Here is a 25,120-nt window from a genome sequence, read left to right on the forward strand (position 1 = left end):
TCAACAGCTTGTAATCTATCTTCGGCAGTATATTTGACCATAAAAAAACTGCACCTCCAATTGTTAGATGTGTCTAACAATTGGGGAGCAGTTCAGACCAAAGGTTTTTTTTATTGTGAACGATAGGGTACAATAAAGCGATAGAAATAGAAGTGAGGTGGCATATGTGCAACTACATTTTTTAGGAACAGGCGCAGGAATGCCTTCAAAGGAACGAAATACAAGTGCCCTAATGGTAAAGCTTTTAGATGAAGTGGGGGAAATGTGGCTTTTTGATTGTGGGGAGGCGACCCAACATCAAATTTTGCACACATCGTTAAAGCCACGTAAAGTAACGAAAATATTCATTACACATTTACATGGTGACCATATTTTTGGTTTACCTGGTTTTTTAAGCTCTCGTTCATTTCAAGGCGGGGATGAACCATTAACGATATTTGGTCCGCAAGGTTTACAGCAATGGATTGAGCAAACCTTAGCCTTGTCAAAGACGCACTTAACATATCCATTACAATTTGTTGAAGTCTATGAAGGTATTATTTATGAGGATGAACAATTCACAGTAAGTGCAAGTGAATTGCGACATGTAGTTTCATGCTTTGGCTACCGTGTTGAACAAAAAGATTTACCTGGTGAACTGCTAATAGAAAAAGCACAGGCTCTAGGTGTTCCAAAAGGTCCTATGTTAGGACAATTAAAAGCTGGGAAAGATATTGAGCTTGCAGACGGCACTAAAGTTTATGCAAAAGATGTTGTTGCGCCGCCGAAAAAAGGCTTTACGCTCACGATATTAGGCGATACAAAATACTGTCCAGAGGCTGTTTCATTAGCTAATGGAGCAGATATCGTTATTCATGAAGCGACCTTTGATGGCACTACGACAGATTTAGCAGCAAGCTATGGACACTCTACAAATGTTGAAGCGGCTAAGGTGGCACAACAAGCAGGAGCAAACTATTTACTTCTAAACCATTTAAGTGCCCGCTTTTTACCACATGATTTACCGGAATTTTTAGCAGATGCTCAGGAGATTTTCCCACAAACCTTCCTTACATCTGATCAATCAATATTTACATGGAATAACAATATGTTAATTTAACTTCTTTCAGCGGGTGTCCGAACATCCGCTGAAATAGAGGAACTCAGTCTAAGAAAGCCATGTCCTGTGGCAACGACTGAGTGACCAACATCGTGTTGGCCTAAAGCCTCCGGCGGATGTCACGGAATCAGGAAGGAGTTCGCATAGGATGTTAGCCTAAAATCATCGCATCCATGCGATAACGGCTAACTGACCTGCATCGGTAAAAACGCCACGTCCTGTGGCATTACCGAAATGACCGACATCGTGTCGGCCCTCGTGCAGGCCTAGGCACAAAGCCGATTCCGGACGCACTTATGCCGAGGCATAAGTGATTCAAAAACATAAAGTACCTTTTAAATGACACTTCATTTAAAAGGTACTTTTATCTTTATTCAGAAGTGTTTTCTGTGCTAAAGCAACAACAATTAATATAAAGCTTGTTACAGTCATAATCGTAACAAGCTTTTTTGTCTCTTCATTAAAAGTAGAGCTGAAATTGTTAAAATCCATGCCAATTATATAACCAACTATTTTGAATGAGCTTTTTTATCGATATAATTCAACAATTTGATTTGCGATATATTCGGAGCTAAATTGAACCCCATTTCTGAGCCACCACATAAGTATCCCAAGTATTGAAGAGGCGAGAATATCCATTGATAGAGTACTATCAGCGCCTTCACTTTTACGTTGTATGACAATCAAGTCCTTTAATGTCATATGCATTTTTTTAATGAAACCAGGATGCTCAAATAGTACAGCTAAAATTTTTCTATGCTTATAAAAGTAATCTAAAAACGTAATTAGTTGTTCTTGATTATTTAAATTATCAATTTGTAAAGTTGGAGACATTTTCGACAACAAGTCGTCGAAAATATCGTAAACTACTTGCTTTAATAAATCATTAATATCTATAAAATGTAAATAAAAAGTTGCCCGATTTAGCTCTGCACGTTGGGCTATTTTCTGTACTGTAAGTTTCGAAATATCTGGATTTTCGATTAATATATCTACGACAGCTTCTTTAAATACCCGTTTAGAGCGAATAGCTCGTGGGTCTTGCTTTTTGTGTGTGGTCAATTTAATTCTCCTTTATCTATTAAATACAAATTTAATTAATAGTATTTTTAATTTTGTTGTTTAATTGACACTTTTTGAAAAATTGTAAATAGGAATCAAAAAATAAACGTGTTATTATCTATTTTATTGACATAGTGTTAATAAAACAAGTGGAAAGAGGAAGAATGTAATGTCGGAATCAATAAATAAAAAAGTACTATTAACAGTTTTAATTTTAGGGTGTTTTTTATCTACTCTAAATCAAACGCTGTTAAACGTTGCATTAAGTAATTTAATGGATGTGTTTTCCGTTTCTGCTACAACCGTTCAGTGGTTAGCTACTGGTTTTATGTTAGTAAACGGGGTGCTAGTCCCTATTACAGCATACTTAATGAAACGTTTTTCAACACGCCAATTATTTATAAGTTCAATGCTGTTTTTATTAGTAGGCTCTATTTTTTGTGCAGTAGCTCCGAACTTCACCACTTTACTAATAGGTCGTATGATTCAAGCGGTTGGAGCAGGAATTATTATGCCGTTGCTAATGAGTATCGTAATGTTTATTTTTCCTCCTGAAAAAAGAGGCAGTATGATGGGGTTAATTGGGCTTGCTATGATTTTCGCTCCAGCCATTGCACCAACTTTAGCAGGTTTCGTTATAGATTATTATTCATGGCGTTGGTTATTTATCGGGATAATCCCATTTGTCGTGATCGTTATATTCATGGCAATGAAATATTTAATTAATGTTTCAGAAACAGCAAACACGAAGTTAGATGTAGTGAGTGTTATTTTATCAACAATTGGCTTTGGTCTTATTTTGTATGGTTTTAGTAATGCAGGAAGCCATGGCTGGGATGATACAGTTGTTATCGTTACTATACTTGTGGGGATATTGACTACGGCAATATTCTGTCTTCGACAAATGAAATCTTCTGATCCTCTTCTTAACTTATCTGTTTTTAAAAATAAAGTATTTACGCTAACGTCCATCATCAACATTATTGTCACAATGATGATGTATGCGGATATGATTTTATTACCGATATATTTACAAAATGGAAGAGGGTTTACGGCATTAGACGCTGGGTTATTATTATTACCGGGTGCTCTTGTAAATGCCTTTATGTCTCCAGTGACAGGAAAAATGTATGACCGTTTTGGTGCAAAACCGTTATTTATTATCGGTTTGATTTTCGTTATTCCTTCCATGTGGGTTGTAACTGATTTAACAGAAACAACAACCTATAGCTTTTTAATGATACGTACCATTTTTCTACGTATAGGGTTGAGTTTTATCACAATGCCATTGAACACAGCTGGTTTGAATGCCTTACCTAAGACACTTGTCACACATGGTACAGCAGTGAATAATACATTACGCCAAATGGCAGGTGCAATTGGATCTGCTGTCGTCATTACAATTTTCACAGCACAAACGACAAACCATGCGAAAACACTGCTAGTAGAAACACCAAATGCTACGGCTCAAGGTATACGTACACTTGCTTCCATTTTAGGTTCAAGTGATGCCTATTATTTCATGACAATCTTAGCGATACTCGCATTTGTTTTGACTCTATTTGTTCCATCTAAAAAAAGAGTAAACAATAGTTTGTGAATGTATAGATTTCAACGAATGGAGTTTAGTTGTTTTACTCCAGAAGTCAATGTGGTGAGGCCTGTCTTGGCATTTTAATCATTGCTATAATCAACCTTTGTTCATTGATACGTATTAATTTATATTTATTCTTTTGCCGACAAGCTGAAGAGCCTTACTACAATTATGTAGCAAGGCTCTTATTTTTATAATTAATTTACATTGTCTCGACCTATCAAGTGAAAAAAGGCCAAATACAATGTAGGAAAAGATATAATACGAAGATTTAGAATAGTAGAGAAAAATAATGCAGTTAATAGTAGATTTTCGTATAATTGACTAAAGGGGAGTGGTTTAATATGAATCAGCAAAAAATGCCACCAGCACTATTGCGTTTAATTGTAATTTTTCCAAATGTGCTGAGCTATTTATTACTATTTGGACTTATCTTTTTTGTTATCTCTAATTATGACACGTTAAAAGCTACGGACAACTTAACGGTTTGGCTTATTTTTATTTTTGTGCTTGCGCCGGCTGCTGCCTACACGACATTTAGCATTATTAAGAAAATTCGTGCTGGACAAATGTAAGCTAAAACAAAAAGTGTATCCATTAGATAAGCTAATGGATACACTTTATTTGTGATTAATCATCCACTTAACTTTTGTATGGCTCTTTTTTTGATTTTATATTTAGACAATATTCAACTTATAATGTCTGTATTTGTTGAACGATTTTTAAAGGTACGAAACCTTTTTTGCGAAATTTATATATTAGAGGTGAATGTTATGTCTGATATAGTCGTTATAACTGATACATTAATTGGAAATTAAGGCGTTTAATAGAGAATAGTTTCGTGGAAGTATCGGAGCTACGTCTGTCTTGCTTCTAGAAATAAGTAGATGTGACTTGAAAAAATTGTGTGTTCAAAATAATAGAAAGTGGTGAATTCTATACAATAAATTTTTTCATTTAAGGATACCATTAGCAAATGCCGTTAAGGATATATCAATATAAAATTCCAATGTCTCAATGATATACATGTGAATTCTGGGATTTTTATTTTCTTAAAAAAGAATAAATACTAAAGCTTTTTAGATTAAATTTATATTATTAAGAAAATGGTCTGAGAGGACGATGTTATGTTAAATGGTGAAAAGTTAGTACAATCTATCATTAATATATTTGGAGACTTGTTACAAGTGGAAGTAGCTTATTTTACTTCAGAAGGTGAAATTTTAATAGCCACTGATGAATATAGAAAACGAAAAGGAGTGCAAGTACATTTACCATTTTTTCAAAAGTACTACTCTGAGCCAATTCAATACGTGCAGAGACCTGGAAAAATGAAAACATGTTCTGGGTGTAGGTTTCAAAACAATTGTCCTTCCAAAGTAGAAATACTTATGAACTTAGTCAAAGACGGTCGGCATTTTGGCTATTTAACGTTTGTAAGTTTTACAGATGAGGGTGAAAAAAAATTATCTACTGAACAAAAAAAATATCAATACTGGTTAGCTCGTTTAGGTGAAATTGTTATCAATGTACTAAATAGTGAAGGATCTTATTTATTATTTGAAACAAAAAAGGGATTTGACACAAAATATTCATTGGGCGATGCGCCTCATTTTCAATTTATTAAAAGCAAACTAAATAGTATTGCAAATAGTTCATCTTCAATTGTCATCACTGGAGAAACGGGGACTGGAAAAAGTTTGTTAGCTAAGTATATTCATTCAAACAGTATTACACATAAAGGTAAGTTTGTAGAGCTAAACTGTGCTAGTATTCCAGAAGCTTTATTTGAAAGTGAATTATTTGGCTATGAAGAAGGGGCATTTACTGGCGCTAGGAGAAAAGGGAAACAGGGATTTTTTGAGGTTGCAGATAAAGGTACCTTATTTCTTGATGAAATTACAGAATTACCATTGCATCTTCAAGCTAAACTACTAACTGTTTTACAGAATGGTCTTATTTACCGAGTGGGAGCAATTGAGCCTAGAAAGGTAAATGTAAGAATTATTGCTGCAACAAATAGACCTTTAGAAGAAATGGTGAAAAAGGGAGAGTTTCGGGCGGATTTATACTATCGATTAAATGTTATTCCTTTAACTTTGCCACCTTTAAAAGAAAGAAAAGGTGAAATGGATTACTTAATTTCTACATTACTGGAAAAGGTTCAGCATAAAACAGGTAAATTTATAAAGGATTTTTCAGATAAATTTTTAGAAGAATTGAATGCTTATCATTGGCCTGGTAACATCCGGGAATTAGAAAATGTTTTAGAGTACAGTATGGTAATGGAAGATTCCTTGCAATTAACTAAAGAAAGTTTACCAAGTTATATTATCGAACATAATAGAATGCAAAATTCTCACGAAACGCCTCAGTTGTTAAGAAATATGGAAATGGAAATAATAAACCAAAAACTATCTGAGTACGGAAATGATGCTGCGGGCAAGGAACGTGTTGCAGAAGAGCTAGGTATCAGTACAAGGACTCTTTATAGAAAATTAAAAAGTAATTAAAAAAAGTCACGCTAACTGGGAAAAGGGATACGGAAGTATCCCTTTTATTGTTTACTCTTATTCTTCTACCGCAGATTTATCTTTAATAGATAGCTGATACCGTTGTAGCAATTTGTATTTATCAATTATTAAGTTTCAACTCTTTTCCTGCTTTTGAACAGAGATTTATAACCCCATTATTCCCCATCGTTATCTCTCGTAACAAAACTTCGAAATACATATTTTTCCGCATGTCGTTACAATAGCAACTTTAAATAACTAAAAATTTAAAAATTCTCGTTTTTGTCAAAGATGGAATTTGAATTGACAAATGTGACAAAAAATGAAGGATTTATTATTTATGAATCTCTCAAACTCCACTTTTTTAAACTTGGCATGATATTTGCTTTATATATAGTGAGAAAAAAAAGGGGGTATATTTATTTGCTAGATTACTTTCAATTAGGTGGGAAGATTGCTGTTGTAACAGGAGGTGCTTCGGGAATAGGTCTTGCAACCGCTAAATTACTGAGTGAGGTGGGGACTAAAACTATCATTCTCGATATCGATCAGCAAAAGGGAAAGGAAACAGAAGAAACACTTCGAGCAGCTGGCTTAGATATTGAGTTTGTAAAGTGTGATGTGACGAACTCACAAGATTGCCAAAGTGTGGCGAAGTTAATAGACGAAAAGCATGGAAAAGTCGATGTGCTCTTTAACAATGCAGGCATTATTCGTAGAAAAACAGTGGTGGACTTAGATGAATCTGATTGGGATGCCGTAATTAATGTCTCTTTAAAAGGTGTTTATCTACTTTCTAAATATTTAATTCCACTTATGCAAAACTATGGTGGTGGCAGTATTATCAATACCGGTTCTGGTTGGGGATTAAAAGGTGGAGACAAAGCAGCATCTTACTGTGCTGCGAAAGCAGGGGTTGTAAATTTAACAAAAGCTATGGCTATTGACCATGGATCAGAGAACATTCGTGTAAATTGTATTTGCCCTGGTGATACAGATACGCCGTTACTTCGAGGTGAGGCAAAACAACTAGATATAGAGGAATCAAGCTTTTTACGTAGTTCGGCGGTTGATAGACCATTGGCAAGGTTGGGAACACCTGAAGATATTGCTAAGGGGGTATTATTCCTTGCAAGTGATTTATCTGCTTGGGTTACAGGAACTACATTAACCGTTGATGGTGGCGGTTTAGCATAAAAAATATAAAGGAGGTATTTTAAATGAGTAAAAAAGTTCATCCATACATTCCAAATATGGTGCCTGAAGTTAAACAAAAGATGTTAGATGAAATTGGTGTGCATTCAATTAAAGAACTCTATTCTTGTATTCCAGAGAAATTACAGTATAAAGGTACGATGAATATCCCGAAAGCTTTGAATGAATTAGAGTTACGACGACATATTGAAGGGCTATTAAATAAAAATGTAAGTACTAATGAATATCTTAACTTTTTAGGAGCGGGTTGTTGGCAACATTTTATACCAGCAGTATGTGATGAGGTGAATCAAAGAGCAGAATTTTTAACCGCTTATGCAGGGGAACCTTACGAAGATCATGGTCGTTTCCAAGCTTTATTTGAATACCAAAGTCTAATGGCAGAACTTGTGGACATGGAAGTAGTTAATGTCCCAACATTTGATTGGGCACAGGCTGCAGCTACATCGATTCGTATGGCTAGTCGTATTACCAAACGTTCCAGTGTCTTACTTGCTAATACAGTGTCCCCTGAGAGAAAAAAGATAATTACAAACTATGGTACACCTCAATTAACATTTGAAGAAGTGAATTTTAATCTTAACACAGGGTTAATGGATTTAGCCGATTTAGAAGAAAAATTATCGAATCATGTTGCAGCGATTTATTTTGAAAACCCATCATACCTAGGATTTATTGAATCACAAGGCCAAGAAATTTCAAATCTTGCAAAAAAATACGGTGCAAAAATGATAGTAGGAGTAGATCCAATTTCTCTTGGAATACTTGCACCCCCAAGTCAATATGGCGCTGATATTGTATGTGGAGACCTTCAACCACTAGGTATGCATATGAATTTTAGCGGAGGGCAAGCTGGATTCATTGCGACACATAATGATCCAACATTCATCAATGAATACCCATCTCGATTATTTGGTATTATTCCGACTGTAAAAGAAGGAGAGTATGGTTTTGGTGACATTGCGTATGACCGTACGTCTTTCGCAGATAGAGAAAACGGTAAAGAATCAGTGGGTACGCAAACAGCTCTATGGGGCATTACAGCAGGTGTTTATTTATCACTAATGGGACCAAACGGTATGTACGATTTAGGTCAAGCAATTATGCAAAATAGTCAGTATGCAGTGATGCAACTTAATAAAATTAAGTACATTAGAGGTTCAAGAATCACATCTCCATTTTTCAAAGAATTTATTATCGACTTTAATGATACAGGGTTAACTGTAGAAGAAATCAATACACAATTATTAGAACACAAGATTTTCGGAGGGAAGGATCTATCGAAAGAGTTTCCTCAATATGGTCAGTCTGCGCTTTGCTGCGTAACTGAAGTGCATACCAAAGAAGATATCGACAAACTAGTAAGTGTTTTATCAAAAGTTGTTACGAAATAATGGGATAGAAAGGAGTATTAACATGATAAAAATTCAAAGACAGTCTGTAAATATAGATTTTCATCAAGCTAAGTGGAATGAGCCTATTATTTTCGAACTACATCAGCCTGGTGAAGTTGGAGTTGAAGTACCGCAAGCTTCCCAGGAAGTTGTAGATGTAGTGGGAGATGGTGTTTCAGTTTTACCGAAAAATATAAAGCGAGCAAGTAAGCCAAACTTACCAGAAATCGGGCAAGCACGTGTTTTACGACATTATGTTCGTCTTTCACAAGAAACATTAGGGTCGGATTTTAATGTGGAAATCGGGCAAGGCACTTGTACGATGAAGTACATTCCAAAAATTAACGAGTTATTAATTCGTAATACCAAAATAACGGAATTACATCCACTACAAGATATTAGCACTGTACAAGGTATGTTAGAAATCATTCATAATATGGATTTAGCGATGCGTGAGATTTCAGGTATGGATGCATTCTCTTTCCAACCGAGTGGTGGTACACAAGCACTGTTTGCGATGGCATCGATTGTACGTAAGTATTTTGAAGTTAAAGGTGAGGGAGATCAACGTAATGAAATCATTACAACCATTTTCTCTCATCCATCTCAAGCAGCAACGGCAGTTGTAAAGGGCTATAAAATTATTACCCTACACCCAGATGAAAATGGATTCCCTGATATTGAAAAGTTAAAAGAAGTTGTATCCGAAAGAACTGCTGGCTTTGTCGTAGCTAACCCAGAAGATACAGGGATTTACAATTCGAAAATTGAAGAATTCACAAAAATTGTCCATGATGCTGGTGGTATCTGTTACTACGATCAAGCGAATGCAAACGGGTTATTAGGAATTACACGTGCAAAAGAAGCAGGTTTCGATATGTGTTTCTTTAATTTACACAAGACATTCGCAGCGCCACACATGTGTGGGGGACCAGCAACGGGTGCATTAGGAGTAACAGAGGAATTAAAACCGTATTTACCAGGACCCATTGTCGAAAAACATGGTGATCAATACGTATTAAATGATCAATTAGAGTACTCCATTGGAAAAGTACGTGCTTTCCACGGAGTAGCACAAACCATCTTACGTTCTTATGCATGGATTCGAGCATTAGGACAAGAGGGACTTAAAGCAGTGGCAGAAATCGCTGTACTAAATAATAACTATTTATATAGTAAAGTATCGAAAATTCGTGGCGCAAGTGTACCTTATGTACAAGGACAACGTCTGGAGCAGGTTCGTTATAGTTGGGAGCAACTGGAGAAAGAAACAGGTGTAACAACAGAGGATGTACAACGTCGTATGACAGACTTTGGTTTGCATTATTGGACAAGTCATCATCCATATATTGTGCCACAACCATTTACACTAGAACCAACAGAATCCTATTCTAAAGCAGACTTAGACGAATATATCCATGCACTTGAGCAGATTTCGAAGGAAGCGTATGAAAATCCAGAAGTTGTTAAAAATGCACCGCAAAATAGCACAATTCACCAATTAATCGAAGCAGATTATTTAGATGATCCTGCTAAATGGTGTACTTCATGGAGGGTATATCAAGAAAAGGTGAAAAATACGGCGGAAATAACAAGTTAAAATCTTAGGGGTGTTTTAATGGGATCGAGGCATAGTAGTTTAGAAAAGAAGAGGGTTGTTATTACAGGTGGGGCTAGTGGTATAGGATTAGCCACAGCACAACGTTTTGTAGAAGAGGGATCAGTAGTAGCTATTTTAGATATTAATGAAGAAAGTATTGAAAAATCGATAAAAGAAAACCCTGGAATTACTAAAGGGTATGTAGCAGATGTTAGTAACCCTGAAAGTGTAAATGATGTCTTTAAACATATTAAAGAGGATTTAGGGGGAGTGGACGTTTTTATAGCGAACGCAGGTATTAGCGTTCGCTCTAAATTTCTCGATATTACGCCAGAACAATGGAATAAGGTTTTAAATATTAATCTAAATGGTGTGTTCTATACTTCCCAAGGGGCCGCAAAAATCATGGTTGAACAGGGCAAAGGCGTTATACTCATGACAGCATCTACAAACGGAGTTACGGGACATCCATTCTATGCAGATTATAACGCTTCAAAAGCAGGTGTTAATCTTTTAGCAAGAACGATGGCATTAGAACTGGCACCAACAATTCGAGTTAACACAATATGTCCGGGTTATGTATTAACGCCGATGCAAAAGGCTGAGTATACACCTGAGATGTTAGCGGTTGTAAATGAAGGGATTCCTTTAAAACGGCATGCAGATCCAAAAGAAGTAGGGGCGTTATATGCCTTCCTTGCTTCAGATGAATCAGCTTATATTACCGGGCAAACAATTGCCATTGATGGCGGAGAATTAGCTTAATCACAAGGGGGGATGGGTTTTTATGAAGAGAAGTCTATTCTATTTTTTATTGGTGGTAGTCGTTTCATTGATGGTTGCGTGTTCAGAAAAAGATTCAAATGTACAAACGGATACATCTGTTAGTAATGGAGGAAAAGCACAAGAAGGAAATAGCGCAACATCAGATATGAAATTGGTGAATGAAGGTAAGCTAACATTTGCAATGAGTGGTTTACTAAAACCTTTAAACTATAAGGAAAATGAAAAATTAGTTGGTTTCGATGTAGAAATTGGCAATGAAATTGCAAAGCGAATTGGGCTTGATCCCAACCCTGTTACAAATCCATGGGAAACGATCCTTCAGGGGTTACGAGGAGAGAAATATGATGCAATTATTGGGAGTATGACAGCTACTGAGGAGAGAAAAAAACAGGTTGACTTCTCAGATCCATATTATATTTCTGGAGCAACAGTATTTATTTCAAGTAAAAACAAAGATATCAAATCTTTAGATGATTTAAAGGGGAAAACTATAGGTGTTATGCAAGCTAGTACGTACGTTGAAGATGCCAAAAAATATACAGATAAAATTAAAGAATTTCCTAGTGAGATCTATGCATTACAAGACCTTCCTCCTGGACGTTTAGATGCAGTCATTACAGATAAAATTGTAGGTATTACGGCGATGAAAGAATCTGGTTTAGAAATACAAACAGTGGGAGAAGAACTTAAAAGAGAAGAAATTGCAGTAGCTATTAATAAGAATAATGAAGTGTTATTAGAAGCAATTAACAAAGCAATTGCAGATATGGTTGCAGACGGAACTTATAAAGAAATAAGTACAAAATGGTTTGGTAAAGATTTATTAGAATAAGCAAATTGTGGAAATGAAAAGCGCCTAGTATAATAGAAACATACTAGAATTGGCTATTAAACTTGTTCTTGGATAAGAGATTATGTGAAATAGTTTGAAAATTCACTCATTTTAATTTCTTTGAACAGTGTCTAGTTTCATCGCCAAAGCCCTCTTTAAGATTGTTTCGGTATCTATCTTTGTGTGAGCATACTTTCGTCATGTACTGTCAGCACTTATCGGAGCTAAGCAGGGCACTTGCGCTTTTCATAATTAAACAGATTTTAGCTTACGTTAAGACAAAATAAATGTCCGCCTTCTACACCCACACACTTAAAGAGGTTAGGTGATTTATATGGAGTTTTTAGTCAATATAGCATCTATATTCGAAAAACATGGGGTCGAATTTTTAAAAGCAACTGTTTTAACTGTTGAGTTAACAGTTGTCTCCCTATTAATTGCTTGTGTTATAGGGCTGATTTTTGCCTTCTTCAAGGTTTCTAATATAAAGGTATTAGAGATGGTTGCTAACGCTTACATTTTTATTATTCGTGGTATGCCACTTATCGTACAACTTATGTTCCTGTACTACGGTATTTCTAGTATTTTTGTTCTATCTGATTTTGCAGCTGGAGCTATTGCACTTGGGATCCATTCTGGAGCCTATATTGCAGAAATCTTTCGAGGAGCCATTCAATCTATTGATAAGGGACAAATGGAGGCAGGGCGATCTTTAGGAATGACATATTTTAAAACAATGAGACGAATTATCTTACCACAAAGTTTTAAGAGAGCAATTCCTTCATTGGCCAATCAATTCATTATTGGATTAAAAGATTCTTCTTTAGTAGCCTATATTGCAGTTTCAGAATTATTTAACCATGCCTTATCTGCTCAAGCATACAATTACATGCCTTTAGAAACATACTTTGTAGTAGGCGTATATTATTTAATTTTAGTTCTAATCTTCACACTATTGTTTAATAAGCTTGAAAGCAGATTGGATGTTGGGAAGGGGAAAAAGCATGATAAAGTTGAAGTCGCTTTCTAAATCATTTGGTAAATTGAAAGTTTTAAAAGATATAAACCTCGAGATAAATAAATCAGAAGTAGTTGTTTTAATTGGGGCCAGTGGTTCGGGAAAAAGCACTTTATTACGTTGTATGAATTTTTTAGAGATATTAGATGAGGGTACTATAAGCATCAACGATGAGATTATTGATATAGAAAAAACTAATTTAAATAGTGTCAGAGAAAATATGGGCATGGTATTTCAACACTTTAATTTATTTCCGCATTTAAGTGTTTTACAAAACATAACCGAAGCACCCATTCAGGTGAAAAAACAAAGTAAAGAAGAAGCGAATAAAAATGCAATGGAGTTATTAACTAGGGTTGGGCTTGCTGATAAAGCTAATTATTATCCTGAACAATTATCTGGGGGACAAAAGCAACGGGTTGCTATCGCAAGAGCACTTGCTATGAACCCAAGCGTTATGCTGTTTGACGAGCCAACATCGGCGCTAGATCCTGAATTAGTTGGCGAAGTATTAGAAACAATGAAAAGTTTAGCAAGAGATGGTATGACAATGGTAATTGTAACGCATGAAATGGGCTTTGCAAAGGAGGTTGCGGATAGAGTCATTATGTTAGCTGATGGAAAAATAATTGAAGAAGGACCTCCTGCCGTGTTCTTTAAAACCCCAAAGGAAGAGAGAACAGTTAGGTTTTTACAACAGGTTTTATAATTATTATCTTAAGTTAGGGGTTGGTATTCATGTTAAAAACGTATGATGAGGTATTAAAAGTTACTAATGATCTTGTGAAAATTGAAAGTATAGTAAATACCGAAGGTGAAATCGATATATCAAAATCACTTGCTAAAACAATTTCTAACCTACCATACTTTCAAAAAAATCCAGACTATGTGTTTACTTCACAAACGGTAGATGATGAGGTTGAGAGATATAACGTATTTGCTTTTGTAAGAGGTACAAAAGGAAGTAGTGATAAAACAGTTGTATTAATGGGACATACGGATACGGTAGGAATAGATGATTATAATAGCTTGAAAGAGAAAGCATGTTTTCCTAATGATCTTCAAGAAGCATTAAAACATGAAAAGGTTCCTCCGTTAGTAAAAAAGCATTTGGAATCGAATGAATGGTTATTTGGCAGAGGAACACTAGATATGAAAAGCGGTGTTGCAAGCAATTATTATCTATTAAAGTATTATTCAGAACACCCTGAAGAATTGAAAGGAAATATTGTGTTCTTTGCTGAGTGTGACGAGGAGGATAGTTCGCACGGGGTATTATCGGGATTAAATGATTTGAAAAAAATTAAGGAAGAATATGGATTCGAATATGAAGCATTAATTAATTCTGATTTTGTTGCTCCTAGGTATGAAGAGGATGAAAATAGATATATTTATAAAGGCAGTGTTGGGAAGCTTCTTCCATCTTTTTATATCACCGGAGCTGAAAGTCATGTGGGGTCTAGCTTTGAAGGACTTGATCCTAACTATATTGCAGCAGAGTTAACTAGACAAATTGCCTATAATCCGGAGCTATGCGATAAATCATTAGGTGAAACACCTATGCCACCAGTAACGTTGAAGCAAACGGATTTTAAAGAAACTTATACAGTTCAAACAGCACTTGCTTCATATGTATATTATAACTTCTTTGTGCAGTCATGGTCTCCTAAAGATGTTCTTGAAAAACTAAAGATTCAAGCTGAAATTGCATTTAATAATGTAGTAAAAAATCTAAATAATCATTATAAAAGGTATTGTGAAATTAGCGAACAGGAATATACAAAATTACCATGGGAAACTAGGGTGTTATTCTATGAAGAACTAGAACAATCGATTGTTTCTCAATCTGGTGATAGTTACAAAGAGCATATGAAGAGATTTAAAGAAGACTTATTAAAAAATAAAGAATTAGATGTACGCATGTTTTCAGCGAGAGTAGTAGAAGAAACATGGAAATGGGCAAAGGACAAGAGCCCTGCTATCATTATTTTTTATTCTTCACTCTATTCACCACGCGTCGAGGTGACTGGAAAAAATCAAAAAGAAAAAAATCTATTAGTAGCTTTAGATTATGCTATTGCAAAAGTCCAACCACATTATAATAAGCCAATCGTACAGAGAAATTATTTCCCTTATATTTGTGACATGAGCTGTGTAGCTATAAATGACGATGAAGAAAGCATAAAATCAGTTATTAACAATAACCCAAGTTGGGGAACAAAACATTTTGTAGACTATAATGCAATTAGAGACCTAAATATTCCAGCAATTAATATCGGACCATATGGTTATGACGCACATAACAGATACGAAAGAACAGAATTAAAATATACAATGGAAATAATGCCTAATTTAACGAAACTAGTAATAGATAAGTTACTTGAACATTAGCTATTATCTGCCATGATAATCCCTGTTCCTGCATTAAGAAGAGGCTTTACTTTATTTCGTAGTAAAGCCCTTGTTCTTTAAAATTTATTAACGGTTGATTTAGTAGCTGTCTTTCATGCTCTCTGAATCGCTTTCATTGCTTGAGTAATTGTGTTGTAGCTATCATTGATGTAAATTCTACTCCATTGTATCAAACTAATCGGTACGTTGAAATATTATTTTACAGTTAATAATTTACGGTACATAAGTTGAACACCTATGCTTCTGTCCTTTTTATTTTCTTATATTGAGAAAAAATATCAAACAGTGCAATCAAAAAGATGATCCATAAAATCCCATTATCGAAGGATATGCCAGAAGATGATTGTCCTCCTAAAATCGTAAGTATCCCCATTATTAATAGGATATAGATGGTCGAAAAAATTTGCCATTGTAGTATTTCTTTATTGTTTATGTCTCTGTACTTCTTGAATATCAGATTAAATATAAAAAGTCCTGAAATTAGGGCGATAAGAACACCTTTTGGAATAGAGTCTGTAAGTGGAAGATTAGGGAAATAGTCTAAAACGAATAAGAGTGTAAAAGCCAAAATAAAAATGAAGTCCACTGGTTTTATAAAATTAATAAGATTACCCCCCCTATCATTTTTCTAAATTATACCATAATTAAATAGCAACAAAGTTTACGAAAACAGCCTTTCTTTTTATAAAGTCTGTCAAAGATATAGTACGAAAAACTATAAAATAGATTTAAAAAATTTTCGTGAAATACAATTAATTCCACGATTCCTCTTGTGGTGTTAATAAGATTATTCATTTAAAGAAGGCTACATTGGCATAATGAAATATCTATCTACAACAAATCATACATGATGGGAAAACTGTAAAAGATGAATAAACGAATAAAAGACGAATAAAATAATTCCATCTAGAGAAACTAAAAAATAAATACATAATAAATTTGAAAAGCGGGGTGTTTTTTTGGATCCAACAAATTGCGATTTTTCACCAATGAAACAAACGTTAAAGGATGAGCTTCTGCAGGTCATTAAATCATTACAGCAAAGCGTTGAAGCGATGGATACTGATGCAAACTGTCTTCTTGGGAATTTTGAAAAAATTAAAGAGAAGTTTTTAACGATTGAAATGAAAGCTGCAACATTTTATTTAAATTGCTATCTTTCCCCGTTTACTGAAAAATATCCTGAGCTTTCGCATTGCGTACAAAACATGTCTAAAAGAAGACACGGTGGACTAATTGTGATTGAACGAGAAGATTCTCTAGCATCTCTTATACAGTCTGGTATTCATATTGGTGCAGAAGTAACGCATTCCTTATTAGAATCTATTTTTTTTCCTGGAAATCCGCTTCATGATGGCGCAGTTTTAGTTAGCCAAAATCTAATTCAGTCAGCAGCAAATGTACTGCCACTTTCAGACAGACATACGGGGGAAAAGAAATTAGGCACTAGACATCGAGCAGCATTAGGATTAAGTGAAGTAAGTGATGCGCTTGTTATGGTAGTGTCTGAAGAAACAGGGAGAATTTCTTTTGCCTTTAAAGGAAACTTATATCCGATTACGACGCATGGCATTATATAGTGTGAGGCTTCACTGGCTTCTCACTATTTTTTATCTTGAATTCGAGATATTTTCCTTGCTTGTTTATCACTTGCGTGGTAAAGTGATGATGAAAGGGGGAGGAAGCAATGCGAAAACACACGCTCGGATCACTGACATGGATTCGGATGATGCGCTTTACAAATCAAAGCAACCAGCTATCCAATGAGTTTTTAAAGCGCTTTGACTTAACGACTGCACAATTTGATGTCCTAATACAAATAAAGACATATGCACCGTTAACGCAATCGCAGTTAGCAGAAAAAGTGACAGTGTCGCAAGGTGGTATGTCTCGGATGCTTGCTCGTCTTGAAAAAGAGGGACTTATTGAACGCAAGCAAAATTGGAAGACCAAAACAATTTCGCTCACAGCTAAAGGCGAGCAGATGATTGATGCGGCAACACCAAGTCAGCTACAATTTCAATCTTCATTTTTTGAAGAAGTATTTACAACAGAAGAAATGAAAACTTTAAATACATTTATGTCAAAATTAGAGAAGCATAGTCGTGAAAAAAAATTACCGCCAGTGTGATTTTTTTTACAACATCACTTGCTTAGTCAAGTGAAAATGAGGAGGAAACATTCATGAACAAATTAAGTGGTCATCATCATATATCAATGCTAACGAAAAACGGTAAACGTAATAATGATTTTTATACAAAAATTCTCGGCTTACGTCGTGTGAAAAAAACAGTCAACCAAGATTCGCCTTCTATGTATCATTTATTTTATGGAGACTTAACAGGAGCTGCAGGTACAGAATTAACATTTTTTGAAATGCCCGTAGCAGGACGGACAGTTCGAGGAACAAATGCCATTACACGTATTGGACTATTAGTGCCAAGCTATGACAGTCTGTTATATTGGAAAAATCGTTTTCAAGAATTAGAGGTTGAACATAGTGAAATGACAACATATGCAGGTAAAGATGCATTGTTTTTTGAGGATCATGAAGGGTTACGAATGGTGCTTTTAAATAATCATGGTCACGAAACACCTGCGCATTGGCAACCATGGGACGGCTCTGATATCCCAGCGAAACATCGCATTTTAGGGATGGGTACAGTTGAAATGACAGTTCGTTATTTGCAACGGACAGTAAGCTTATTAAAAGAGCTATTTAATTACACAGCTGTTACAGAAAGTGAACAAGAAGCAGTATTGCAATCCATTCCTGGTGAGGTAGTCGGAGAAATCGTCGTAAAAGAATTAGAAGGGCCTAGCGAGAAACCTGGTCGTGGTAGTATTCATCATCTTGCACTACGTGTCGGAACAGTGGAGGAATTGCAAGAGTGGGATGCCAAAATTAAGGAGCGGGGCTTTGATAGTACTGGCATTGTGGACCGTTATTATTTCCAAAGTCTTTATTTTAGAGACCGTAATGGAATTTTATTTGAAATGGCGACAGATGGTCCAGGGTTTACTGTTGATTCCGCAGTAGAGGATCTTGGTAAAGAACTTGATCTTCCACCATTTCTAGAAGAAAAACGTGCAGAAATCGAAGCTAATTTAGAACCACTAGATTAAGGAGAGGTTTAATCATGGAAAAATACCGCATTGATCAATCGAAAGGCATCGAATTTGGCCTCTATTCATTAGGGGATCATATTCCGAATCCATTAACAGGTGGCCGAATTTCGGCTCAGCAACGAATCCAAGAGCTAGTTGAAGCAAGTCAGCTTGCAGAACAAGCAGGTATTGATGTATTTGGTGTAGGCGAAAGTCACCAATCGTACTTTACTACACAGGCACATACGGTTGTTTTAGGAGCGATCGCACAAGCTACATCAAAAATTAAACTAACAAGCTCCGCGACGGTACTAAGTGTCTCTGATCCAGTACGTGTATATGAAGATTTTGCAACGATTGATTTAATCTCAGATGGACGTGCAGAAATAGTTGCTGGTCGTGGCTCTCGAGTAGGTGCATATCAATTACTAGGCATTGATTTAAAGGATTATGAAGACATTTTTGAAGAAAAATTAGCGCTACTGAAAAAAATAAATGACAATGAGCTTGTCTCTTGGGAAGGACAATTCCGTGCGCCACTCCACAATGCGCAAATTATGCCACAACCTAAAAATGGCTCGTTGCCAATTTGGCGAGCTGTCGGTGGCCCCCCTGCTAGTGCTATTAAAGCAGGCTATATGGGCATTCCAATGATGTTAACGACATTAGGTGGTTCAGCTGTGAACTTTAAGCCATCAGTTGATGCCTACAGAGAAGCAGCTGAGCGAAGTGGCTTCAATCCGAAAGAGTTACCGATTGCTACAGCAAGCCTATTTTATGTTGCGGATACGACGAACGAGGCACTAGAAGGGATGTACCCACATTTAAATGGTGGATTCCAAGCAATTCGTGGCGCCGGTTATCCAAAGCAACAATTTGCGGAAGCGACAGATACACGCGACGCCTTAATGGTCGGAAGTAAGGAACAAATTATTGAAAAATTACTATATCAATACGAGCTCTATGGCATGCAACGATTTATGGCACAAATTGATTTTGGCGGTGTGCCATTCGATAAATTAATGAAAAACATTGAGATTATAGGGAACGATATTCTACCTGCGATTAAAAAATATACTGCAAAAAATTAGAGTGATGTGCCATATGATACTTGCTTAATGAAGTGGTTGATTGGAGTGGAGGCGGGGTGACTCCTTGGAGATTAGCGTCACAGATGTGACCCAGGAGCGCAAGCCGGAACGGAAATCACCCCCTCGTTTTGCCGGAGAGCCATACTTTAAAAATAGAAAACTTAATTTCAATGATTTAATAGTTTTTTATCAACATGACGCTGCATAAGAGGGAAATCTTATGCAGCGTTTTTTTGTGTCAATTTTTATTTTTGGTTGGACCACTTGAACCATCGAGCATGACCATCAGGGCGTTCCATTATACGTATAGATTCTATTTCTCCTTGATCAATAAAATCTTGATGCAGTTGCATATCAAATAAATTGTTATAACAGTGGTAAAGAGGTCGTTCTATGCTGATCTCTTTTAATTGCTCTATTAATTCAAGGCGTAACTCCATAGGTATTTGATTTGCCACATGTGTATGGTAAACAACTAACATCGCATCTTCATTAATATCACTACTAATCTTTTTTATAAGTTTAATGGCATCTCCTTTTATCAGTTGTAAATCGAGCTCTTTTAAAATAGGGAGCGCTTGATTTAACAAAAGTCTGCGTTCTTGATGCTCTGGCCAGATTAATGCTTGGAGCCATCGGAGCTCTTCTTCATTATGCATATCAATAGGATTTAAATCGATGCCTACTCGCTTACAAACAACTGGAGAATTTGAAATAGAAGCTGGAAGCGGCTGTCCTCGATTTTCTGAGGACAAAACGAAAGCATTATTAGAATTGTTTATGTGATGCTGTTGATTATAGCAGTAATTGTATTGATCCATTCCAAGTTGAAGTCCTGCACTTGCACCGATTTCTAGTAAAGCTAATGGTTTTTTGTGGCGTTCATAAATTTCTGTCATCATCGGATAAAGGTAGGAACAACGGCGAATTTCATTAGTCTGAACAAGTTTTTCTTGAAATAAAGTCTTTAATTCTTCTGAATGGGACAAAACGAATGTTTTAAAAACAGGAAAAACCTCATTAATTGCTTTGGGTGATGCCGTTAAAGATGGATAAAAATGAACTAAATCGCCTTTAGATGATGACAGCAAATACTGAACACCAGCTAATAATAAATTAGGTACAGGTTGCCCTTGAGGTATAAATGTCGCAAGTTTTAATAGTTCTTCATCATCAGCAATCTTATTGGCTAAATGTTCATACAGTGGACTTGAGTTTTCACATTCATTTTTTGCAAAAGTACGGAATTGCTTACTTAATTTAGCTAACATACGATTCTCCCCTTTGTGTAAAAGTAATCGATCTACTTTTAAGTTTATTATTATTGGATAATTTAGTAAATTAAATATAGTTAATGAAGTTGATTATAAACATTAATTAAAGGGGATGAGATATTGGATTATAAATGGATACAGTCTTTTGTAGTTGCAGCTAAATCTTGTAATTTTAGAGTGGCCGCAGAAGAACTACATTTATCGCAACCAAGTATCACTGTTCATATTCATCAATTAGAACAATTTTTGAATGTTAAATTATTTAAACGTGAGAAAAACCGTGTGCAATTAACGGAGGCAGGGCAGCTTTTTCTAATTGAAGCTCAGCAAATTATCCATCAATGGGATAAAAGTATTGAACGTTTTCAGTTAGCTACTAAAGGAATTGAAGAAAAGCTAATTATTGCAATGACTCCATTAATGGTGGAAACGATATTGCCTCATGTTATTTATCAGTTTATTAATGAAAATCCTTCTATCGAAATATCTATTTTAGTGGAGGATTCAGCAAAAATTGAGGATTTAATAAATAGTGATCAGGCGCATATTGGTATTTCATTATTGCCAACATGTTATCGACATTGGCACCAAGAGCTTCTTGTAGAGAGCCCTCTAGAATTGGTTATTCCATTAGATGCTTTCGATGATGAGACAGGAGCTTATATTGAATATGAAGAATTATTTCAAACTTACACTTTATTTACAAACCATCATCCAACTATTTGGAAGGAGCTATTACATAAACTACAGGAAAAATATGTAGTTACAAAACAAGTGTCCATATCTCAATCCTATGTGGTAAAACGCTTAATAAAAGATGGGCTAGGTATGTCATTTTTACCACGGATGATTGTTAGAAGAGAGCGGATGGAAGGTCGGTTTAATATCGTTCCCTTCGATGAAATAGCTTTACCAAGTGTTCCTGTATACCTTTTTTATAAGGATTCGGTCCGGGTTCCAGAAGAGTTATTATGTTTATTTCAGACGAGGGATTATTTGTGAAATTAAACCATTCCTATTTTTCGGGCTCATTACGTCTGTGATACAGGATCTGTGATGCTGACGCTATGCATTTATAGAGAAGTAACTATCAAGATGTGATAAGAAGACATGCATAAATCTGTTAGTCAAAATGGAAGATGGCATGATTGAGTTTTAAGTGTACTTATAAAAGAATTTAAAATATTAGTAGCCAAGAAGCTTATTGCATCTTGGCTATAACAATACATAAAACGTTTAAATCGAAAAGCCGGAAAAAACAATGACATAATCCTTATGGAAAAACTTAACTATTTGTGGTAATTATAGTATGTGTTGTAATGGTTATGATTAATAATGATAGTCAAATTGAACAGACTTGGGCTTTTAAGAGACTTTAACCGCAAAAATAAAGATTTTTTATGCTTGTTTAAGATGTGTGGCTATATCTACAAAATGTAGAAAGGCAAGCTTTACAGTATGTATAAATAGCTTTGATTTCAAAGGAGGAAGTATTGTGAAGAAACTTGATTCTGAATTTAACTATCTAGAGGATATGTATGAAGATTCTTTCTTTCCATCATTTTTAGTAGATAAACTTAAATCTCATATTGTTAATGTAGTACATTTTATTGAGGAGAACACTTATACAATAGAAGAGATTCAAGAAAAATTAGACGAAATGACAATAGCGATCAATGAGCTGCAGAATGAGTTTTATGAAAATGACAGTGAAATTGAAACGGTTGCACGGGATTCAATCGCATTAACAGTAGAAAAAGTTTTACAATATTTTGAGATTGATATCGATATTGAAGAAGCTCTTAGAGAACGAGATTGGTGAAAAATTTGATTCTTACGACATTTTGGGGAAGTTACTGATAGGGAAGTACAGTCACAGAACCTTTTTCAAGCGTAACTTGGGAAAAAATCTGGATGCCAGGTGGTTGGAACATCTGCACAATAATTAAATTAATGAATGAGATAACTAATAAGAGAGGGTTAAATGAGTATATACAAAACACAATTTGGAAGAGAAATGTCACTAAAACTTTATGATGCTCAATTGAAGAAATTGGAATATACATGTAAGGATGTTTACGTTCATAGTCGTTTTGGAAGAACACATATCATTGAAACTGGTAATCTATCGGGAGAACCATTGTTAGTATTTCATGGAGGGAATAGTACGACTGCCTATAATTTATTAATGTACAGATTCCTGCTTAAGGATTTTCATATTTATGCGGTTGATATTATTGGCCACCCTGGAAAAAGTGATGAGGTTAATCTCTCTCCTCGCAATTATGATTATGGAAAGTGGGCAAGTGATGTTATAACAGCGCTTGGATTTGATAAAATAGCTTGTTTTGGGGCTTCGTTTGGAGGCGGAGTTCTGGCAAAACTGATGTGTACCGCACCAGAGAAAGTAAAAAAATCCGTATTAATTGTGCCATCAGGTATTAACAATGCCTTTCCAATCAGTACTGTAAAAATGATGATACCACTACTCAAATATAAACTAACGAAGAAAGAAAAATATATAAAAAAAACAGCTTTATTTATGGCTATTAAAGAAGAAATTCTTGATAAAGATACTTTAGATATGGTGAAAGATAGTTTTGATCATGTGAAAACAAAAGTAGGGATGCCATCCAATGTGAGTGAACATTTAATGCAACAGTGTAAAGCACCGACGCTTATTATGGCAGCAGAAAAAGATTGTTTATTTCCAGCGAAAAAAGTATTACCAAGAGCCCAAAGAATCATACCAAATAACACGGCTCATATGTTAAAAGGGTGCGGACACATGCATATGATGCCAGATCTAGAAATGAAAATGATCGTTGATTTTTTAAGTGTTTAGTAACTCTAAAGTCCGATCATTTTTTCCGGAACCTTCTAATTGTAGTATCGGCCATTCTTTTTCAGACAGGCTGGCCAAGTGTAGATTTAAAATAAAGATTGATCATTTGTAATAAAGTCCGATAATTTGTAAAAAGGTTTGATACCATTGACAAGATGGATTATGACAATTCAACAAACGGGCCATTAAATTGAATAACAATCTCTAATGAAGTTGGAAATTTGTGTTAAAAGCGGTATGGGCTTGTGAGTATTGTACTTAAACTCCCATGAAAGAACTTAATCCTCTTTCATTTTCTGTGGTGAAGTGCTGATTTTTGCACTTCATGGATGGCTAACGGGGCAGGTTAGTTCAACAATAATGTTTAACTTGTGTTCAACAATCGGGCCATTTAACGGAATAAAAGTTTTAAATAAAATAGGATATTTATTTTAATATTAAGGTGGTATTGTGAAGAATACTTAAATTAACGAGGAAGGTTTGTTCAATAAGAAATCACAAAAGGAATAAGCATTTGCTGTAAAATAGATTAGATTATTAATGTCTAATAAAAAGTAATGCAAAAAATGAGGCACATTAGAACAAAACTGATCAGTGATAAAAAGCTGATGAGTTTAAGTAAACAGATTTCTACATTATGTTCCCAAAAATAGAAATACCCCTCAAATCTAATTAAGGGGTCTCTCGAAAATTAATTCAAAATAGGCTGCGGAACCATATCCTTTAGTTGAAGGAGCAAAAATTTGAACAAATCTCCATCCGTCAGATGCGTATTGGTGAATTATATTTTGATAATCTTCTTTTGGTTTACTACCCCAAGTATTTAGTTCCACTTTAACGAAATGGTATTCGTACATTATTATCACCTCGAGAATTAGTTGACTTAGTTAATATACGAAGAAAGTAGAAGATAGTTTCATAATTGTTGATGTAGTTTATTGAACAATACGTAGACATTATGCAGTTGTTTATTCAACAATCTGTAACTTTGTAAAAAAGATTGAACGTTTATAATAAAGATTGATAATTTGTAATAAAGTTTGATAAAAATCATCTCTTTAGTTATCCTTTGAGATGATTTTTTTATTGGACATTTATGTTAAAACTGATGTTTATCTTGTGAAGAATTTCTTCCAATCCTTCCACCGTATGGTCCACTTTATCAAACGAACTTAACAATTGACCAAATGATTGCTATTCAACGCTATCATAAAATTGGCGTCAAGAATTTAAATAAATAGAAATTACCGGTGAAGGGAGAATAATTGGGGATTTGT

The 25,120-nt window shown here is 35.1% G+C and carries 22 protein-coding genes; 19 read left to right on the top strand and 3 right to left on the bottom strand.

From position 1 onward, the window contains the following. Window positions 1–166 precede the first annotated feature (166 nt). Window positions 167–1,099 (top strand): ribonuclease Z, encoded by a 933-nt coding sequence (rnz, locus tag ACQKN2_RS07820; protein WP_427414468.1) that lies wholly within the window; start codon window positions 167–169, stop codon window positions 1,097–1,099. Window positions 1,100–1,627: 528 nt separating this feature from the next. Here the strand turns inward: rnz and ACQKN2_RS07825 are convergent. Continuing rightward, window positions 1,628–2,161 (bottom strand): TetR/AcrR family transcriptional regulator, encoded by a 534-nt coding sequence (locus tag ACQKN2_RS07825; protein WP_427414469.1) that lies wholly within the window; start codon window positions 2,159–2,161, stop codon window positions 1,628–1,630. A 169-nt stretch (window positions 2,162–2,330) separates the two neighbouring features. Between ACQKN2_RS07825 and ACQKN2_RS07830 the strand changes: the two genes are divergently transcribed. The 15 genes from ACQKN2_RS07830 to ACQKN2_RS07900 all read left to right on the top strand — a co-directional run bounded on the left by ACQKN2_RS07830 (window position 2,331) and on the right by ACQKN2_RS07900 (window position 19,724). Continuing rightward, window positions 2,331–3,761 carry a DHA2 family efflux MFS transporter permease subunit gene (locus ACQKN2_RS07830; protein WP_427414470.1) on the top strand — a complete coding sequence of 477 codons (1,431 nt, stop codon included), beginning with the start codon at window positions 2,331–2,333 and terminating at the stop codon, window positions 3,759–3,761. Between the two features lie 338 nt (window positions 3,762–4,099). Next, window positions 4,100–4,330 carry an acyl-phosphate glycerol 3-phosphate acyltransferase gene (locus tag ACQKN2_RS07835; protein ID WP_349661459.1) on the top strand — a complete coding sequence of 77 codons (231 nt, stop codon included), beginning with the start codon at window positions 4,100–4,102 and terminating at the stop codon, window positions 4,328–4,330. A gap of 552 nt (window positions 4,331–4,882) precedes the next feature. After that, window positions 4,883–6,268, top strand: coding sequence for a sigma-54 interaction domain-containing protein (locus ACQKN2_RS07840; protein WP_427414471.1), 1,386 nt, complete (start codon window positions 4,883–4,885; stop codon window positions 6,266–6,268). Between the two features lie 375 nt (window positions 6,269–6,643). Then, a complete protein-coding gene (locus tag ACQKN2_RS07845) occupies window positions 6,644–7,465 on the top strand; it encodes an SDR family NAD(P)-dependent oxidoreductase (RefSeq protein WP_427414614.1) in 822 nt (273 codons plus the stop codon). A 23-nt stretch (window positions 7,466–7,488) separates the two neighbouring features. Next, the gene (gene gcvPA, locus ACQKN2_RS07850; protein ID WP_427414472.1) at window positions 7,489–8,877 is read left to right on the top strand and encodes an aminomethyl-transferring glycine dehydrogenase subunit GcvPA; all 1,389 of its coding nucleotides are present in this window, start codon (window positions 7,489–7,491) and stop codon (window positions 8,875–8,877) included. Window positions 8,878–8,899: 22 nt separating this feature from the next. Continuing rightward, the gene (gene gcvPB, locus ACQKN2_RS07855; protein WP_427414473.1) at window positions 8,900–10,477 is read left to right on the top strand and encodes an aminomethyl-transferring glycine dehydrogenase subunit GcvPB; all 1,578 of its coding nucleotides are present in this window, start codon (window positions 8,900–8,902) and stop codon (window positions 10,475–10,477) included. Between the two features lie 18 nt (window positions 10,478–10,495). Then, on the top strand, window positions 10,496–11,242 hold the full coding sequence (locus tag ACQKN2_RS07860) for an SDR family NAD(P)-dependent oxidoreductase (RefSeq protein WP_427414474.1): 747 nt from the start codon (window positions 10,496–10,498) through the stop codon (window positions 11,240–11,242). 70 nt (window positions 11,243–11,312) lie between these two features. Then, window positions 11,313–12,095, top strand: coding sequence for a transporter substrate-binding domain-containing protein (locus ACQKN2_RS07865; protein WP_427414615.1), 783 nt, complete (start codon window positions 11,313–11,315; stop codon window positions 12,093–12,095). A 334-nt stretch (window positions 12,096–12,429) separates the two neighbouring features. Further along, window positions 12,430–13,125 (top strand): amino acid ABC transporter permease, encoded by a 696-nt coding sequence (locus tag ACQKN2_RS07870; protein ID WP_323646845.1) that lies wholly within the window; start codon window positions 12,430–12,432, stop codon window positions 13,123–13,125. Further along, a complete protein-coding gene (locus tag ACQKN2_RS07875) occupies window positions 13,100–13,822 on the top strand; it encodes an amino acid ABC transporter ATP-binding protein (RefSeq protein ID WP_323646844.1) in 723 nt (240 codons plus the stop codon). Before ACQKN2_RS07870 ends, ACQKN2_RS07875 begins: the two co-directional genes overlap by 26 nt. Window positions 13,823–13,851: 29 nt before the next feature. Beyond that, the gene (locus ACQKN2_RS07880) at window positions 13,852–15,504 is read left to right on the top strand and encodes a M20/M25/M40 family metallo-hydrolase (protein ID WP_427414475.1); all 1,653 of its coding nucleotides are present in this window, start codon (window positions 13,852–13,854) and stop codon (window positions 15,502–15,504) included. 980 nt (window positions 15,505–16,484) lie between these two features. Next, window positions 16,485–17,105, top strand: a complete 621-nt coding sequence (gene cdaS / locus ACQKN2_RS07885; RefSeq protein ID WP_427414476.1) for a sporulation-specific diadenylate cyclase CdaS — start codon at window positions 16,485–16,487, stop codon at window positions 17,103–17,105. A 107-nt stretch (window positions 17,106–17,212) separates the two neighbouring features. Beyond that, window positions 17,213–17,656 carry a MarR family winged helix-turn-helix transcriptional regulator gene (locus ACQKN2_RS07890; RefSeq protein ID WP_427414477.1) on the top strand — a complete coding sequence of 148 codons (444 nt, stop codon included), beginning with the start codon at window positions 17,213–17,215 and terminating at the stop codon, window positions 17,654–17,656. A 53-nt stretch (window positions 17,657–17,709) separates the two neighbouring features. Then, window positions 17,710–18,651 (top strand): ring-cleaving dioxygenase, encoded by a 942-nt coding sequence (locus ACQKN2_RS07895; protein WP_427414478.1) that lies wholly within the window; start codon window positions 17,710–17,712, stop codon window positions 18,649–18,651. A gap of 14 nt (window positions 18,652–18,665) precedes the next feature. Next, window positions 18,666–19,724, top strand: a complete 1,059-nt coding sequence (locus ACQKN2_RS07900) for an LLM class flavin-dependent oxidoreductase (protein WP_427414479.1) — start codon at window positions 18,666–18,668, stop codon at window positions 19,722–19,724. 245 nt (window positions 19,725–19,969) lie between these two features. Here ACQKN2_RS07900 and ACQKN2_RS07905 read toward each other — a convergent pair whose 3' ends face one another. Beyond that, on the bottom strand, window positions 19,970–20,995 hold the full coding sequence (locus ACQKN2_RS07905) for a DUF2332 domain-containing protein (protein ID WP_427414480.1): 1,026 nt from the start codon (window positions 20,993–20,995) through the stop codon (window positions 19,970–19,972). A gap of 123 nt (window positions 20,996–21,118) precedes the next feature. Between ACQKN2_RS07905 and ACQKN2_RS07910 the strand changes: the two genes are divergently transcribed. From ACQKN2_RS07910 to ACQKN2_RS07920, 3 genes are all read left to right on the top strand, one after another. After that, complete coding sequence (locus tag ACQKN2_RS07910) at window positions 21,119–22,000, top strand: LysR family transcriptional regulator (protein WP_427414481.1); 882 nt, start codon at window positions 21,119–21,121, stop codon at window positions 21,998–22,000. Between the two features lie 493 nt (window positions 22,001–22,493). Continuing rightward, window positions 22,494–22,820, top strand: a complete 327-nt coding sequence (locus ACQKN2_RS07915) for a DUF5713 family protein (RefSeq protein ID WP_427414482.1) — start codon at window positions 22,494–22,496, stop codon at window positions 22,818–22,820. A gap of 162 nt (window positions 22,821–22,982) precedes the next feature. Continuing rightward, entirely contained in the window at window positions 22,983–23,843 is an 861-nt protein-coding gene (locus ACQKN2_RS07920) for an alpha/beta fold hydrolase (RefSeq protein WP_427414483.1), read from the top strand. Between the two features lie 668 nt (window positions 23,844–24,511). On the opposite strand, the gene ACQKN2_RS07925 is transcribed toward ACQKN2_RS07920, so the two are convergent. Beyond that, window positions 24,512–24,700 carry a DUF4177 domain-containing protein gene (locus tag ACQKN2_RS07925; RefSeq protein ID WP_328010908.1) on the bottom strand — a complete coding sequence of 63 codons (189 nt, stop codon included), beginning with the start codon at window positions 24,698–24,700 and terminating at the stop codon, window positions 24,512–24,514. Between the last annotated feature and the right edge of the window lie 420 nt (window positions 24,701–25,120).

It is taken from the genome of Lysinibacillus sp. NPDC093688, from assembly GCF_050280145.1.
GTDB lineage: Bacteria > Bacillota > Bacilli > Bacillales_A > Planococcaceae > Lysinibacillus > Lysinibacillus xylanilyticus_B.

What these genes read in the sequence shown, in the direction of transcription:
- ACQKN2_RS07890 (WP_427414477.1), top strand. Translation starts at nt 17,213, where the DNA reads ATGCGAAAACACACGCTCGGATCACTGACATGGATTCGGATGATGCGC.
- ACQKN2_RS07895 (WP_427414478.1), top strand. Translation starts at nt 17,710, where the DNA reads ATGAACAAATTAAGTGGTCATCATCATATATCAATGCTAACGAAAAAC.
- ACQKN2_RS07865 (WP_427414615.1), top strand. Translation starts at nt 11,313, where the DNA reads ATGGTTGCGTGTTCAGAAAAAGATTCAAATGTACAAACGGATACATCT.
- ACQKN2_RS07900 (WP_427414479.1), top strand. Translation starts at nt 18,666, where the DNA reads ATGGAAAAATACCGCATTGATCAATCGAAAGGCATCGAATTTGGCCTC.
- ACQKN2_RS07905 (WP_427414480.1), bottom strand. Translation starts at nt 20,995, where the DNA reads ATGTTAGCTAAATTAAGTAAGCAATTCCGTACTTTTGCAAAAAATGAA.
- ACQKN2_RS07845 (WP_427414614.1), top strand. Translation starts at nt 6,644, where the DNA reads ATGATATTTGCTTTATATATAGTGAGAAAAAAAAGGGGGTATATTTAT.
- ACQKN2_RS07830 (WP_427414470.1), top strand. Translation starts at nt 2,331, where the DNA reads ATGTCGGAATCAATAAATAAAAAAGTACTATTAACAGTTTTAATTTTA.
- ACQKN2_RS07875 (WP_323646844.1), top strand. Translation starts at nt 13,100, where the DNA reads ATGATAAAGTTGAAGTCGCTTTCTAAATCATTTGGTAAATTGAAAGTT.
- gcvPA (WP_427414472.1), top strand. Translation starts at nt 7,489, where the DNA reads ATGAGTAAAAAAGTTCATCCATACATTCCAAATATGGTGCCTGAAGTT.
- gcvPB (WP_427414473.1), top strand. Translation starts at nt 8,900, where the DNA reads ATGATAAAAATTCAAAGACAGTCTGTAAATATAGATTTTCATCAAGCT.
- ACQKN2_RS07860 (WP_427414474.1), top strand. Translation starts at nt 10,496, where the DNA reads ATGGGATCGAGGCATAGTAGTTTAGAAAAGAAGAGGGTTGTTATTACA.
- ACQKN2_RS07920 (WP_427414483.1), top strand. Translation starts at nt 22,983, where the DNA reads ATGAGTATATACAAAACACAATTTGGAAGAGAAATGTCACTAAAACTT.
- ACQKN2_RS07880 (WP_427414475.1), top strand. Translation starts at nt 13,852, where the DNA reads ATGTTAAAAACGTATGATGAGGTATTAAAAGTTACTAATGATCTTGTG.
- ACQKN2_RS07840 (WP_427414471.1), top strand. Translation starts at nt 4,883, where the DNA reads ATGTTAAATGGTGAAAAGTTAGTACAATCTATCATTAATATATTTGGA.
- ACQKN2_RS07835 (WP_349661459.1), top strand. Translation starts at nt 4,100, where the DNA reads ATGAATCAGCAAAAAATGCCACCAGCACTATTGCGTTTAATTGTAATT.
- ACQKN2_RS07870 (WP_323646845.1), top strand. Translation starts at nt 12,430, where the DNA reads ATGGAGTTTTTAGTCAATATAGCATCTATATTCGAAAAACATGGGGTC.
- ACQKN2_RS07925 (WP_328010908.1), bottom strand. Translation starts at nt 24,700, where the DNA reads ATGTACGAATACCATTTCGTTAAAGTGGAACTAAATACTTGGGGTAGT.